At 47.9% G+C, this 13,366-nt stretch carries 11 protein-coding genes and 1 pseudogene; 4 read left to right on the top strand and 8 right to left on the bottom strand.

The features are described 5' to 3' along the window. Positions 1-22 precede the first annotated feature (22 nt). Complete coding sequence (locus ACOI06_RS01195; protein ID WP_420660611.1) at positions 23-280, bottom strand: hypothetical protein; 258 nt, start codon at positions 278-280, stop codon at positions 23-25. Between the two features lie 6 nt (positions 281-286). Beyond that, positions 287-508 carry a hypothetical protein gene (locus ACOI06_RS01190; protein ID WP_420660610.1) on the bottom strand — a complete coding sequence of 74 codons (222 nt, stop codon included), beginning with the start codon at positions 506-508 and terminating at the stop codon, positions 287-289. Between the two features lie 229 nt (positions 509-737). Between ACOI06_RS01190 and ACOI06_RS01185 the strand changes: the two genes are divergently transcribed. From ACOI06_RS01185 to ACOI06_RS01170, 4 genes and pseudogenes are all read left to right on the top strand, one after another. Next, positions 738-1,709, top strand: coding sequence for an IS5 family transposase (locus ACOI06_RS01185; protein WP_420660609.1), 972 nt, complete (start codon positions 738-740; stop codon positions 1,707-1,709). Between the two features lie 314 nt (positions 1,710-2,023). Then, positions 2,024-2,233 (top strand): annotated as a pseudogene (locus tag ACOI06_RS01180) (transposase); the annotation flags it as partial. A 77-nt stretch (positions 2,234-2,310) separates the two neighbouring features. Continuing rightward, entirely contained in the window at positions 2,311-2,415 is a 105-nt protein-coding gene (locus ACOI06_RS01175) for a zinc ribbon domain-containing protein (RefSeq protein ID WP_420660608.1), read from the top strand. A gap of 465 nt (positions 2,416-2,880) precedes the next feature. Then, on the top strand, positions 2,881-4,122 hold the full coding sequence (locus ACOI06_RS01170) for an ammonium transporter (protein WP_420660607.1): 1,242 nt from the start codon (positions 2,881-2,883) through the stop codon (positions 4,120-4,122). A gap of 112 nt (positions 4,123-4,234) precedes the next feature. On the opposite strand, the gene fghA is transcribed toward ACOI06_RS01170, so the two are convergent. From fghA to ACOI06_RS01140, 6 genes are all read right to left on the bottom strand, one after another. Further along, a complete protein-coding gene (gene fghA / locus ACOI06_RS01165; RefSeq protein WP_420660606.1) occupies positions 4,235-5,074 on the bottom strand; it encodes an S-formylglutathione hydrolase in 840 nt (279 codons plus the stop codon). 89 nt (positions 5,075-5,163) lie between these two features. After that, entirely contained in the window at positions 5,164-6,273 is a 1,110-nt protein-coding gene (locus ACOI06_RS01160; protein ID WP_420660728.1) for an S-(hydroxymethyl)glutathione dehydrogenase/class III alcohol dehydrogenase, read from the bottom strand. Between the two features lie 334 nt (positions 6,274-6,607). Beyond that, positions 6,608-8,179, bottom strand: a complete 1,572-nt coding sequence (gene ahpF / locus ACOI06_RS01155) for an alkyl hydroperoxide reductase subunit F (protein WP_420660605.1) — start codon at positions 8,177-8,179, stop codon at positions 6,608-6,610. 108 nt (positions 8,180-8,287) lie between these two features. Beyond that, positions 8,288-8,854 carry an alkyl hydroperoxide reductase subunit C gene (gene ahpC, locus ACOI06_RS01150; protein ID WP_420660604.1) on the bottom strand — a complete coding sequence of 189 codons (567 nt, stop codon included), beginning with the start codon at positions 8,852-8,854 and terminating at the stop codon, positions 8,288-8,290. Between the two features lie 282 nt (positions 8,855-9,136). Next, the gene (locus tag ACOI06_RS01145; RefSeq protein WP_420660603.1) at positions 9,137-11,392 is read right to left on the bottom strand and encodes an AsmA family protein; all 2,256 of its coding nucleotides are present in this window, start codon (positions 11,390-11,392) and stop codon (positions 9,137-9,139) included. A gap of 151 nt (positions 11,393-11,543) precedes the next feature. After that, complete coding sequence (locus ACOI06_RS01140; RefSeq protein ID WP_420660602.1) at positions 11,544-12,776, bottom strand: MFS transporter; 1,233 nt, start codon at positions 12,774-12,776, stop codon at positions 11,544-11,546. Positions 12,777-13,366 lie beyond the last annotated feature (590 nt).

The following is a 13,366-nucleotide window of genomic DNA, read 5'->3' as shown; positions in this document are numbered from 1 at the left end:
CCTCCACGATTTCCGGGGCGATTCACTTTTCGTCTTTACGCCTGGTTTTGTCGGATAGATTCTGTATGACAAGGTTTCTTTTGCAAGCCAAATCTAAAACTTGCACAATTGCAGCTCGACGAACGATGAGCTGTGACAAATTGGCCATGTCAAAGTTTTTTAATGAAGATGTGTACTTCCAAGATAAATCATTGATTTTTTCTCGAAATTCTTCAGAATCTGGCTCCGCTCTCATAATTTCTTCTTTGAGGCGAAATATTTCAGCAGTTTCATCAATCACACGTTCTTAATATTTTTTAAGCACGCGCTCTGCAACGCTTTTAGCGCAATCGCCGTAGACGACGCGTGTCGATGTGTCTTGAAGCATTGACTCGCTGATGCCGAACTGATTTGTTGTTTCACGGATTACTTTTTCTTTTTTCCAGTCAGCAGGCACAATCGCTTTTGTGATGATTTCATCGATCGCGTCATAGATTGATCCATAAGTTAGTTTTTCGTTTAAAAACATATCATCGTAAGGTATTTCTACTGGAATCTCTTCAAAATCATCTCGCTGCTCATTAACGTGAGAATCCAGGTATTCACTTTCGATTAAAACAATGTGGTGAAACCCCTCAATAGGGTTATTTAGCTCAGCATTGGTTCTTAGGGAAACTCTGAAAAAGTTCCTGAATTCTTGGAACCCAAATCACTTTCAATTGTCTGACCCTCATCCTCAGTTTTTATGATTTTCTGCCATGACACAAATGACCTTTTCTGATCTGGAATACGGTGCCAAGCGTAAGCAAACACGCCGTGAAAAGTTTCTCAGTGAGATGGATCGAGTGATTCCCTGGGTTCGTTTGCTTGCTCTGATTGAGCCGGTCTACCCAAAAGGAAAGAATGGCAGACCGCCATATCCTCTGCAAACCATGCTGCGAATCCATTTCATGCAGCAATGGTTTGCGTTGAGTGATCCTGCCATGGAAGAGGCGCTGTATGACAATCACTCGATGCGTCAATTTTCTGGTCTGTCGCTGTCAGAAAGTCGCATGCCTGATGAAACCACAATCTTGAACTTCCGAAGATTACTTGAGCGTCACAATCTTTCGGCCCGTATTCTGGCTGAAATCAACGCAGTGCTGGATGAGAACGGTTTGTTGCTTAAGGAAGGGACGATCGTGGATGCCACGATCATTGCTGCACCGAGTTCGACCAAAAACAAGTCTGGAAAACGAGACCCTGAGATGCGCCAAACTAAAAAGGGGAACAACTGGCACTTTGGCATGAAAGCCCATATTGGTGTTGATGCCGAATCTGGTCTGGTGCATACAGTCACAACAACCTCTGCCAATGAGCACGATATTACTCAAACCCATGCGCTGTTACACGGTGAAGAAACGGTTGTATTTGGTGATGCAGGCTACACCGGCGTAGAAAAACGTGAAGAGCTTCAAGATGTGGATGTGACCTGGCACATTGCAATGAAGCCCAGTCAACAAAAGGCGATCAAGGGCAAACGAATTCAAAACACCGTCGCTCACATTGAAACTTTGAAGGCGTCGGTTCGCGCCAAAGTGGAGCATCCATTTCGGGTGATCAAGCGTCAATTTGGATTTACCAAAGTCAGGTACAAAGGGTTGGCTAAAAACACTGCTCAAGTGCTTACGTTGTTTACGCTAAGCAATTTGTGGATGGTACGTAACAAATTGATGGAGTTGACAGGATAATTGCGCCCAAAATGGGCGCATCACCCCAGATTGGGGTGGTAAAGGCCCTAATATTGCCAAAAACCTGGTCAATTTCATCAAAAACTTAAGAGTTCATGAGAAATAGATAAAAATCGACCGTTCGCGCCTCAAAACCTTAATTGATCAGAGGTTCCTTAGCTTTGCTCCTGTAAGGAGAGTTTCGCCGATTGTTCATGCGTCACAGAGCCTCCGTAGGCTAGCAGTGAATTTGGGAATCTTTACAGCTAGAATGATTTCCATATATAGATAAGAACTCTTTAGCTTTGTAGTGATTGAACTGACTAAGGAGAGCGAACCAAGCATTGAGTCGTCAACAAATCGGTAGTTGCAACCGTGCCAAAGCGAAAACCAAGTCAGGCATGTTGTCCTATCAAGTTTCTAGTGCTCGTCAGGATTTCTTGCATCAAATCACGACCAATTTGGTGCGCAAGCATGATGTAATTTGTATTGAAAATGTAAGCGTCAGATCCTCTACAAAGCCAACCAATTCGACAAAGTCGTGAAGTCTGTGCGCAGATTCTTTCCCAGTGGCAAAATATGTTCGGCATGTTGAGAAATCTGCCATGACTTGACTTAAAAGATGCGTAGTTGGCAATGTCAGGCTTGCGGCGTGATGCATGACCGTGACCTCAATGCAGCAAAAAATCTTCTGCGTTATGCAGAGACAGTGTTGACGACAATTTAATGCGTCAATAGGCGGAAAGTTATTCCGTGTCAGCCTATGGAGTTGAAGTAAATCCTAGCGGTTGTACGCCGCTAGGTGTTGACGGAGAAGTAGGAAGAGAACATCAAATGTACGGTGAGTAGATTTGAGTAAGTTTTTTGTAACGGAAAGTCGTCGTCTGCCGGCTGGCAGGCTGATGGTGCTGTTCCTGTTGCAGTTTGGGCGGTGGTGGCAGGCATCATCTAAAGCCCGATAATCAGCGATACGACAGCAAGCCTTAATGGCCGTCATAATTTTGCACAAAGGGTGTGCGTCTTAGCTCCTGCTATGTAAGCATTTCGCAGTTACAATGTGAGGAATAATGCAGGATGAACTTAAGTTCGTATTAGGACGTATTTTCCTGATTCGTTCATCATTCATTTGATTTCAATGGTCTTGCGCTCATGTGATGACCGTGGTTTATTCGTAAATCAGATTGGAGTAACTATGCCTATTAACGCTGGTGATACAACCTTTGTGCTCATTTGTACGGCACTGGTGTGCATGATGACACCTGCGCTTGCACTTTTTTATGGTGGGCTCGTGAATTACCGAGACAGTATTTCGGTGATGATTCAGAACTTCGTTTGCATGGGTGTGATTGGCTTGCTCTGGGTGTTTGGCGGCTTTAGCCTAGTGTTTGGGCCAGATATCGGGGGCGTGATTGGTGATATTCGTCCATACTTTGGCATGTACCACATTGGTATGGAACCCAACCCAACGTACTCAGCGGGTGTGCCGTTTATTCTAATCTTTGCTTATCAGATGATGTTTGCCATTATCACGCCTGCACTGATGACGGGATCTTTTGTGGGGCGTATTCGCCTGAGCGGCTATTTGGCGTTCATCATTCTCTGGACCATTTTGATTTATTTTCCAGTCGCACACTGGATTTGGGGTGGTGGTTTCCTCGCCAAACTCGGGGCAGTCGACTTCGCCGGTGGCATCGTGATTCATACCGCCGCTGGTTTCTCTGCATTGGCTACAGCCCGTTATCTTGGCAAACGTAAAGAAGCACAAGGCGCAAAAGATGCACCGATGAGTCTAGCCTTAGTCGCCATTGGCGCTGGTTTGTTGTGGTTTGGCTGGTTTGGCTTTAACGCAGGCGGTGCGTATGCGGCCGATGCACTGGCGTCCTATGCGTTTACCAGCACCATGCTGGCTGGCTCAATTGCGATGTTGGTGTGGATGTTCTGGGAATGGTTCCATGAAGGCCGTGCGAGCTTTGAAGGCGTATTAGTGGGTGCGGTAGCCGGTCTGGCAACTGTGACCCCGGCCGCTGGCTATATTGAACCCATGTCAGCGCTCTTAGTGGGTCTGATTGGCGCCACACTGTGTTACCACGCAATCTATGTTCAGCGTTGGCTCGGTATTGATGACACGTTACAAGTCTGGCGCGCACACGGTGTCGGTGGTCTGACGGGTGCGATTCTGATTGGTGCGCTGGCAAGCTCTAGTATTAATAAAGTTGAGGCAGGCTGGCATCAAATCGGTGTGCAGACGTTGGCTGTGGTCGTTGTGGCTGTGTTTGCTTGGATCGTCACCACGATTATCCTTAAAATCATTGACAGTGCTGGCAAATTGCGAGTTCCTGAAGAAATTCAGGTGGCTGGCTTAGATACCGCCGACGGTGAGCATGCGTATAACCTCTGGGGTATGAGCAATAGTGCCAACGACACACGTCAGTAAAATTTAGAACGATATTGCGTTTCTTCAGTTCATTCGGTTTGTAGAGCTGATCCACAAAAAGGCCGTCCCGATCATTCATCAGGGCGGCCTTTTTGGATTCGTACTTATTTAACTATTCGCACAGCACGTTGGCATGATGGCGCAAATGATCATCAATAAACGTGGCAATGAAGTAATAGCTGTGGTCATAGCCTGCTTGCATGCGCAGGGTCAGCGGGTAGTTGGCTTGTTGTGCGGCGAGTTCCAAGTTCTGTGGTTGCAGCTGGGTTTCCAGGAAGCTGTCCTGATCACCTTGATCAATCAGCAAAGGCAGTTTCTCTTTGGCACTGGCAATCAATTCACAAGCATCCCATTCTTTCCAGAGACGGGTGTCGTCGCCCAGATAATTGGAGAGTGCTTTATGTCCCCAAGGCACTTGGGTGGGATTGGTGATCGGTGCAAACGCAGAAATAGACTGATAGCGTCCTGGGTTTCTAAAAGCACAAACCAGTGCGCCGTGTCCACCCATGGAGTGACCACTGATGCCACGTTTGTCTGTGACATTGAAATTGGCTTCGATGAGGTCAGTGAGCTCTTGCACAATGTAGTCATGCATGTGGTAGTGCGATGACCAGGGGGATTGTGTGGCATTTACATAAAAGCCAGCACCTAACCCAAAATCCCAAGCACCTTCTGGGTCGTCAGCAACGTTTTCTCCTCGCGGGCTGGTATCGGGGGCTACGATGATCAGACCAAGCTCAGCGGCTAAGCGCTGTGCACCTGCTTTTTGTGTGAAGTTCTCATCGTTACAGGTCAATCCGGAGAGCCAGTAAAGGACGGGACAAGCTTGTCCAGCCTGCGCCTGAGGAGGTAAGAACACGGCCAGCGTCATGTCGCAATCAAGCGTGTGTGAATGATGACGATAACGGTTCTGAAGACCTCCGAAACACATTTGAGATGCGATGAGTTCCATATTGATTTCTCCAAAAGACGTGAGATCTGACCGACTGCCATAGGCAGCCAGTCAGAAAATGAAAGGGATCGGTCAAAGGGATTAATTACTCAGAAATGAATCACTGAGCGGATGCTTTTGCCTTCTTTCATGAGGTCAAACGCGGTGTTGATCTCTTCGAGTGGCATGGTGTGGGTGATAAACAGATCCAGTGGAATTTCTCCGCGCTGAGATTGTTCAACGTACTCTGGCAGTTCGGTACGACCACGCACACCGCCAAATGCAGAACCTCGCCAGACGCGACCTGTCACCAGCTGGAAGGGGCGGGTGCTGATTTCTTGTCCAGCACCGGCCACACCAATAATGGTCGACTCACCCCAGCCTTTATGGCAACATTCCAGGGCAGAGCGCATTAGATCGACGTTCCCCACACATTCGAAGGAGTAATCCACGCCACCATCAGTCAGGTCCACAATGACGTCTTGAATGGGTTGGTCGTAGTCTTTGGGGTTGATCACATCGGTTGCACCGAGTTTGCGTGCCATTTCAAACTTGTCTGGGTTGATGTCAATCGCAATGATGCGACTGGCATTGGCCATTTTGGCGCCAATGATAGCGGCTAAACCAATTCCACCTAACCCAAAAATGGCAACTGTGCTGCCTGCTTCGACTTTGGCGGTGTTCAGGACAGCACCAATACCCGTGGTCACACCACATCCGAGTAAGCACACTTTTTCAAGCGGGGCTTCGCGAGAGATTTTAGCCAGTGAGATTTCTGGGACCACAGTGTATTCAGAAAACGTGGAGGTTCCCATGTAGTGATAGATGGGTTTGCCTTGATAGCTAAAACGGGTGGTTCCGTCTGGCATTAAACCCTTGCCTTGTGTGACACGCACGGCCTGACATAGGTTGGTTTTACCGGATAGGCAGAATTTACATTGGCGACATTCTGCGGTGTAGAGCGGAATCACGTGATCGCCCGGCACTAGGGAGGTGACGCCTTCACCGACAGCTTCAACGATTCCGCCACCTTCATGACCGAGGATGGATGGGAAAATGCCTTCGGGATCATCGCCTGAGAGGGTAAATGCGTCGGTGTGACACACACCGGTGGCAATAATTCGGACTAGCACTTCACCTGCTTTGGGTGGCGCAACATCCACTTCAACAATTTCCAATGGTTTGCCGACTTCAAAAGCGACGGCTGCGCGGGATTTAATACTCATGTTGGGTCTCATCGTATGCAAAAGCGGTTAAAGAAAAACACGCAAGCTAGATCAGGGGCTATGAAGGACTATGTCGTCTCAGCCTGATGAGGATGCTTGCGGTTGTGCGTCCTGAACCATGTGAATAGAGCTTGTGGTGAATTCGGGTTCTGTTTTTAGTATGGCTACTGTGATTCTACATGCTGATCTCAAAAAAAAGACCGATACACGAATGTGCCGGTCAAAGAAGCCTCTAAGGGATCCACCTAAAGGCTTTTGGGGTTTGGTGGTTGGGCGAACAGTCTGTCTGTTCGCCCAAGTGTTTTTGAATTAAAGATAAGCTGATCAATCAGATCGTTTCTGGTGCGGGTGTACGAATCAGATAATCAAAAGCGCTCAATGCAGCAGTGGCACCGTCACCGGCTGCGATGATGATCTGTTTATAAGGTGTTGTTGTGGCATCACCGGCTGCAAAAACACCGGGGACGTTGGTTGCACCACGGTCGTTGACCACAATTTCACCGTATTTACTCAGTTCGACTGTGCCTTTGAGCCATTCGGTATTGGGAACCAGTCCAATCTGAATGAAAGCACCTTCCACGGCGACGTCATGAATTTCATCGGTTGCACGATCTTTGTAGTGCAGGGCGGCTAATTTGCCATCCTTGCCGATAAATTCTGTGGTTGCCGCATTGGTGATGATCTCGACGTTGGGCATGCTTTTGAGCTTTTTAATGAGCACGGCATCCGCGCACAGGTCTTGCGCAAACTCAATCACAGTGACGTGGCCCACGATACCCGCCAGATCGATGGCCGCTTCAACACCGGAGTTACCGCCACCAATGACCGCGACACGCTTGCCTTTAAACAAAGGGCCGTCACAGTGCGGGCAATAGGCAACCCCTTTGTTCTGGTATTCCTCTTCACCTGGCACGTTCAGTTTGCGCCAGCGTGCACCCGTTGACAAAATGACTGTGCGGGACTTCAAAACACCGCCATTGGTCATGTGTACTTCGATTAAGTCACCAGGGTTTTGTGCGGGGATGAGTTTATCTGCAGTTTGCAGGTTCATCACGTCAACTTCGTATTCATCCACGTGCGCTTTCATGGCTTGAACGAATTTTGGGCCTTCTGTGGCGAGAATGGACACGTAGTTCTCGATGGCGAGAGTGTCATTAACTTGACCACCAAAGCGTTCTGCGGCAATACCTGTACGGATGCCTTTACGAGCGGCGTACACACCGGCTGCTGCACCGGCGGGTCCACCACCGATAATCAGCACTTCAAACGGATCGCGTTCGTTTAGTTTTTTGGCATCGCGTTCGGCAGAATTGACGTCAAGTTTGCCCACAATTTCTGCCACATCCATGCGGCCTGCACCAAAGACTTCACCGTTCAGGTACATCGTGGGCACAGCCATGATTTCCCGCTCGTTGATTTCGTCTTGGAACAATGCACCATCAATGGTGACGACACGGATTTTGGGATTAATGACGGACATGATGGTGAGCGCCTGCACCACATCAGGGCAGTTGTTGCAACTCAGTGACATGTAGACTTCAAAATTGTAGTCACCGTCTAAATCTTTGATCTGTTCGATCAGATCGGCATCCAGTTTGGCTGGATGGCCACCCACCCAAAGGAGGGCCAACACGAGCGATGTGAATTCATGTCCCATGGGGATAGCTGCGAATTCCACACCGGTGTTTGCACCAGGTTGTGTGAGTTGAAAAGAGGGGGTCCGACTGGCTTGGCCATCTGTGCGCAAGGTGATTTTGTCACTCAGATTGTCGACATCCTTTAACAGAGCCAACATTTCTTTGGAGTTGTCATCGTCACCCAGTGTGGCAATGATTTCGAAAGGTTCACGAACCAGTTCCAAGTGGGCTTTTAATTGTGTCTTGAGGGTGTCGTCTAGCATAATGAATATTCCTTGTGTCGCAAAATGGGGTCAACAGGTCAGTCGGGTGGGGGTGACGCCCCATCACATGAGAGGCTGTCACCCAGGCATTGGCTGGCTGTTTAGTGTTTAGATCTTGCCAACCAGGTCCAGAGACGGTGTGATGGTCTTGGCGCCTTCGTTCCATTTCGCAGGGCACACCTCGTTGGGGTGTGCAGCCACGTATTGAGCAGCTTTGAGCTTGCGCAGGGTTTCTTTCACATCACGTGCGATGCTGTTGTCATGGATTTCCATGGTTTTGATGATACCTTCGGGGTTAATGATGAAGGTACCGCGCAGGGCCAAGCCTTCTTCTTCGATGTGCACATCAAACGCACGTGTCAGGTGGTGCGTGGGGTCACCGACCAGTGGGAATCTTGCTTTGCCCACGGCATCTGAAGTTTCGTGCCACACTTTATGTGAGAAGTGTGTATCGGTTGTGACGATGTAAACTTCAGCACCCAGTTTTTCAAATTCTGCGTAGTGCTCAGCAGCGTCTTCGACTTCGGTTGGGCAGTTAAAGGTAAATGCGGCGGGCATAAAAATGACGACCGACCATTTGCCTAACATATCTTTCTCAGTGACTTCGATAAAGTCGCTACCTGCTTTAAAAGCTTGGGCTTTGAAAGGTTGTACTTGTGTGTTGATCAATGACATAGTTTGGTTCTCCAGTTCACGTAACATCAAATAAATCATTTTCTACAAACTTGGCTTGTTGCTTTGTTTACCAAGTTGTCGAATTCTATTTTAGGTAATATCTATTGAGATTGGAAGTTTAATTTATTTATGCAATCGATAGGTAAAAGTTATCAGCATAAAAATCAGTGCTTCTCACTCATAAAAAAGAGCCTGAATCGGATGTGTTAATCAAACATCCAGATCACAGGCTCTTGAATCGTGTGGGTGAGGATTCTCCGTTTGGATCAATCCTCACAGTGGTCATTTATCGTCCGAAGCGTCTTTACGTCCAAACAGTCCTTTGAGTTTATCGGTTACACCGGGCGTGAGCAGTTTTTCAACTTTTTCAGCGGCCTCGGGGCCAATCGCTTTTTCCACTTCTTTCTGGATGCGATCACCTGCACGGGATTTGGCGATTTGTGCGGCTAGTGACGCAATGTCAATGCGATAGCCTGGATCACTCAGCGTGCCAGTCAGCTTGACAGGGACGGTCACACCTCGCAAGACTTCGAGTTCAGGTCCACCTTGACCTTGACTAGTTTCAACAATGGCCAATAAAGCTTCGTAATCGATGACTTCGTTGTTGAGGTTGACGTTACCTTGACCTTGTACTCGAAACAAAGGCGCTTTGAGTAGTAAGTCTTGATTACTCACCACACCTTTCTGAATATTCAGGCTGGCAGATAACTCACTAAAAACGGTTTTATCGTCTGGTGAGAAGGTGGGTAACTTGCCGCTGGTAATGATGCTTTGGATGCTGCGCAGCAAACGGGCGATGTCGACACCGCGAATTGCACCTTCGGACATTTTGAGTCCACCCGTTCCGGAAAGGCTAGCGATTAGCGCTCGGGCGTCCTTACCCTGAGCTGTGACATTCAGATTCACATCGGCTTGACCTTCTAGACGTGATTCTTGTCCTAGATCTTTTAAGAGTTGCGCCACAGAGATGCGATTTAAGGCCTCTTTCACCTGAAACTGATTGTTGTTGGCATTGATGCTCAGATCACCTTGGAGCGCACCACCACTGATTTGTGCGGAATGCGGACCGACGCGTAAAACGCCTTTCTCACCTTTAATGTCGGTTTTAATGTCAGTGGCTGTAAAGCCTTGTGCTTTAAGCGAACCGACGGCAACTTTGCCTTGGAGGTTGAGCCCTTTTAAGAAAGACACATCAATGGGTGCGCCTGCGTTACCCGCAACCGGCTGACTGCTAGACGCTTTGGACTCGCCACTGGCTTTGCTAGCGTCACCTTTAGCGGTGGGTTTAGCAGCCAAATAGCGATCGACATCGATCTGGTCGACTTTGACATCAAACTGGTAGGCTGCAGGGCTCAAGGATGGCATCGAGAATGTCGCGTTTAGATTGGTGTCATCCACGTTCGCTTTGAGTGCACCTTGCAAGCTGGATTTGCCCAAATTGACATCAAGATTGCCCTGCAGAGCGACGCTGACCGCTTTTTCAAGTACGTCGGCCATGTCGATCTTTGCGGTGGCTGTGAGCGATGGAATTTTGAGATGATCAGGTTGCCCAGTGATGTTGGGGATCTTGAGATCGATACCAAGCTTTTGGTCTTTTTGATCTAGGCTGGCTTGTGCACTGATCTCTGAGACCTGCAGCAGGTCAGCCTGATATTGCAAACGGTTGCCTCGTACGCTCGCGTTAAAGAGATTCTTTTCTGAGGCGGTGATGGTCCATGCATCCATCGTGAAGGCTTGTGTACTCAGATCTGCAGACAAATCACCTTTGAGACTGGCTTTGAGTGCATTTAGTGTGGATGCTTTGCCGTCAATACTGAGATCCAGATCCGATAAAGCAAGTGCTTTATCGGATAAATCGAGCTTGTATTGAGCTTGCAAGGCGACATTCAGATCAAGCGCATTGGCAATTGAAATAATACGGCTACTCAACTTCAGATCACCTTGCGCTTGCATGGCAATTTGATCGGTCGACAAGTTGAAATCTTGCAGGCTCAGTTGCTCACCACTCTGTTCATCATCGTAAGTTAATGTGGCATGACTGATGTGAATAGCAGCCACATCAAACTGAACATCAGTTGCGTCACCTTCTTTTGAGGCGAGTTTGACCGTGTCTTGAACATCACTTTCTTCGACCGAGCTGGCTTTTTGGAACAGATCGTCAAAGTTGAATTGTCCATCTTTATTTCGCACGATTCGAGCGTTCAGACCATCGAGTACGACACCGTCAACGAGGATTTCACGTTTGAGTATAGGCATCAGTGCGACAGACACACTGGCAGAATTCACACTAACAAAGGTTTGGCTGTCATCGGCTTCGCTCAGAGACAAGGCACCGGTTTGGACACCCAATTGCGGATAGATCGACATTTCGATGTCACCGGCAATCGTCAATGTGCGACCGGTATGTTCTTTGACCAAACGTTCAATGTCGCCTTTGTATTGATTCGGGTCGAAGGTATAGACAAAAACAGTCGCGCCAATCACGACCAACGCAATGACCGCGAGCAGACCGTAGATTAGATAGCGTAATTTTTTCATGTGTAAATCCTGATGCTTCAAAAATGGATCAATTTTGGTTGTTGAAATCTCAGAGCGACTGAGCTTGTTTCTCGTTTGACACAAGCAAGAAGTTTTCTGACTCTAAGATTATCACGATCTTATTTTACGCCTGACTGGCGTTTAGTCGCATTTATGGGGTGCTGTCTGACGTTCTGATCATATACAGACCCACGAATACACTGAGTCCTAGAAAGCCTGTCATCCACAAGGTACCGGTTCCCCAATACTCCATGGCCATGCCAAACAAAAAAGGCGCACAGGCTTGAGCAAGCTTGGCCGGTAACATGAGCCAGCCTTGCATGCGCCCATAGCCCAGCGGCCCAAAAAGCGCCAGAGGCAGGGTACCACGAGACATAATCAGCACACCGTTACCCATGCCATGTAAGATAACAAAAAGACTGGCCACCGGCGCACCCAAGATGAGCATCAATAACGCACCCACTGGATGTGTCGCCGCAGCAAATCGTGTCCCGACAATTGGATGCCAGCGCTTCATGATGAAGAAATCAACCAAACGTCCTAGAACTTGTGCAGGACCTACGAGTGAGCCAATGACAAAAGAGAGGGCTACCCCAATGCCAAACAATTGTAGTAATTCAGGTAAATGCATCATCAGACCCATGCCGACAAAGGCATTAGCTGCAAACACGTAAGCCAGCAAAAAGGCTTGTTGACGACCTGATTGCTCGCGCCGACGGGCTTTACGCCGACTTTGTTGTTCGGATTGGGCTTCGGTGAGTGTGCTCGGACGTGTTTTAGTGGCGTCAGTAGCCTGATCTGAACTCTGTGCTGTTTCTAATTTGAGAGGTATAAAGTAATTCAGGGGTAAGGCAACACACAGTTGGATCGCAGCCCAGAATAAACAGACGCCTTGCCAACCCCAGAGCTCAAGGATTTGAATGGAGATATTCCAACCAATGAAGCTCGCAAATCCCGCAAAAAGTGTGACCCCCGTAATTGGGTTGCGAGAGTTTCGTCCAAAGAGGTTCACTAGCGTCGCAAACGCCACTTCAAACTGTCCTCCGGCTGTGGCAACCCCTAAAATCGCATACGCCGCAAGAATCGAGAAAGTGTCTTGAGCCATCGACAAAAGCACCATGCTGATGGCGTAGATGATGTTGGAGAGCATCAGAACAGGGCGTCCACCGATGCGATCGACTAAGCGCCCAATAGAAGGCCCCGCTATGGCCGAGACAATCAGTGCTACGGACACCCCCACAAAAAACGTAGTGGCTGCCAGCCCCAGCTCTGCAGCTCCAGGTTTGGCAATGACGGCAGGCATGTACTGGGTTGAAGCACTGGCAATGATTTGGGCAATTCCAATCAGGCTGACAATGCGAAGTCGCTCGGTGTTTAATGACATCGTGGTGAGTGTGTCGATGAATGTAATGTGTGGGATGCGGCGTCTGACCAGGCAATGTAGTCTATGCTTCAGACAGGTTTGCAGTGAATTGTATCGGTCGGCGAGGGTAGATTTTTTTGAATGACGTAAAAATCACATTTGTGTGTTTTTTGGATGAATTTGTATGTCAAAAACACGTTAAAAATTTTCCTAAATTATTTTTTAATAGTCATTGAAATCAGAAAATAGAAAATGCTAAACGAAAATTCCGGCATGTTTGCATGCGTAGCCCGTGAGGACTTAAGATTTAAGTAACTTGCTTATGAGTGAGTGATTTGTGTTAGAAATCATTTGGTTAGGATTTTTCACGGTTACACTGCAGGTGTGTTTTGTGAGTAAATGAGAGATAACGGCTATACTTAAAAATTCTTTAAATAGTACTGTGTTTTAGAAAGTTTTTGTTGATAAATGGAATGTTGGATTCGATACGCACCTTGCCCGCACTTCAATGCTCCGATATAAGCGGCGTTGATTGTTGAGAATTTATCCAAGCGATTTGATGTCTAGGTTATAAACGAAACGGCGTTTTGTCTTTACACACCGAATTCATT

This window comes from Orrella sp. 11846 (assembly GCF_048820935.1).
Taxonomy (GTDB): domain Bacteria; phylum Pseudomonadota; class Gammaproteobacteria; order Burkholderiales; family Burkholderiaceae_B; genus Algicoccus.
This window is presented reverse-complemented; position numbering and strand designations above follow the sequence as displayed.

What these genes read in the sequence shown, in the direction of transcription:
- ACOI06_RS01190 (WP_420660610.1), bottom strand. Translation starts at nt 508, where the DNA reads ATGTTTTTAAACGAAAAACTAACTTATGGATCAATCTATGACGCGATC.
- ACOI06_RS01185 (WP_420660609.1), top strand. Translation starts at nt 738, where the DNA reads ATGACACAAATGACCTTTTCTGATCTGGAATACGGTGCCAAGCGTAAG.
- ACOI06_RS01175 (WP_420660608.1), top strand. Translation starts at nt 2,311, where the DNA reads ATGCGTAGTTGGCAATGTCAGGCTTGCGGCGTGATGCATGACCGTGAC.
- ACOI06_RS01170 (WP_420660607.1), top strand. Translation starts at nt 2,881, where the DNA reads ATGCCTATTAACGCTGGTGATACAACCTTTGTGCTCATTTGTACGGCA.
- fghA (WP_420660606.1), bottom strand. Translation starts at nt 5,074, where the DNA reads ATGGAACTCATCGCATCTCAAATGTGTTTCGGAGGTCTTCAGAACCGT.
- ahpF (WP_420660605.1), bottom strand. Translation starts at nt 8,179, where the DNA reads ATGCTAGACGACACCCTCAAGACACAATTAAAAGCCCACTTGGAACTG.
- ahpC (WP_420660604.1), bottom strand. Translation starts at nt 8,854, where the DNA reads ATGTCATTGATCAACACACAAGTACAACCTTTCAAAGCCCAAGCTTTT.
- ACOI06_RS01145 (WP_420660603.1), bottom strand. Translation starts at nt 11,392, where the DNA reads ATGAAAAAATTACGCTATCTAATCTACGGTCTGCTCGCGGTCATTGCG.
- ACOI06_RS01140 (WP_420660602.1), bottom strand. Translation starts at nt 12,776, where the DNA reads ATGTCATTAAACACCGAGCGACTTCGCATTGTCAGCCTGATTGGAATT.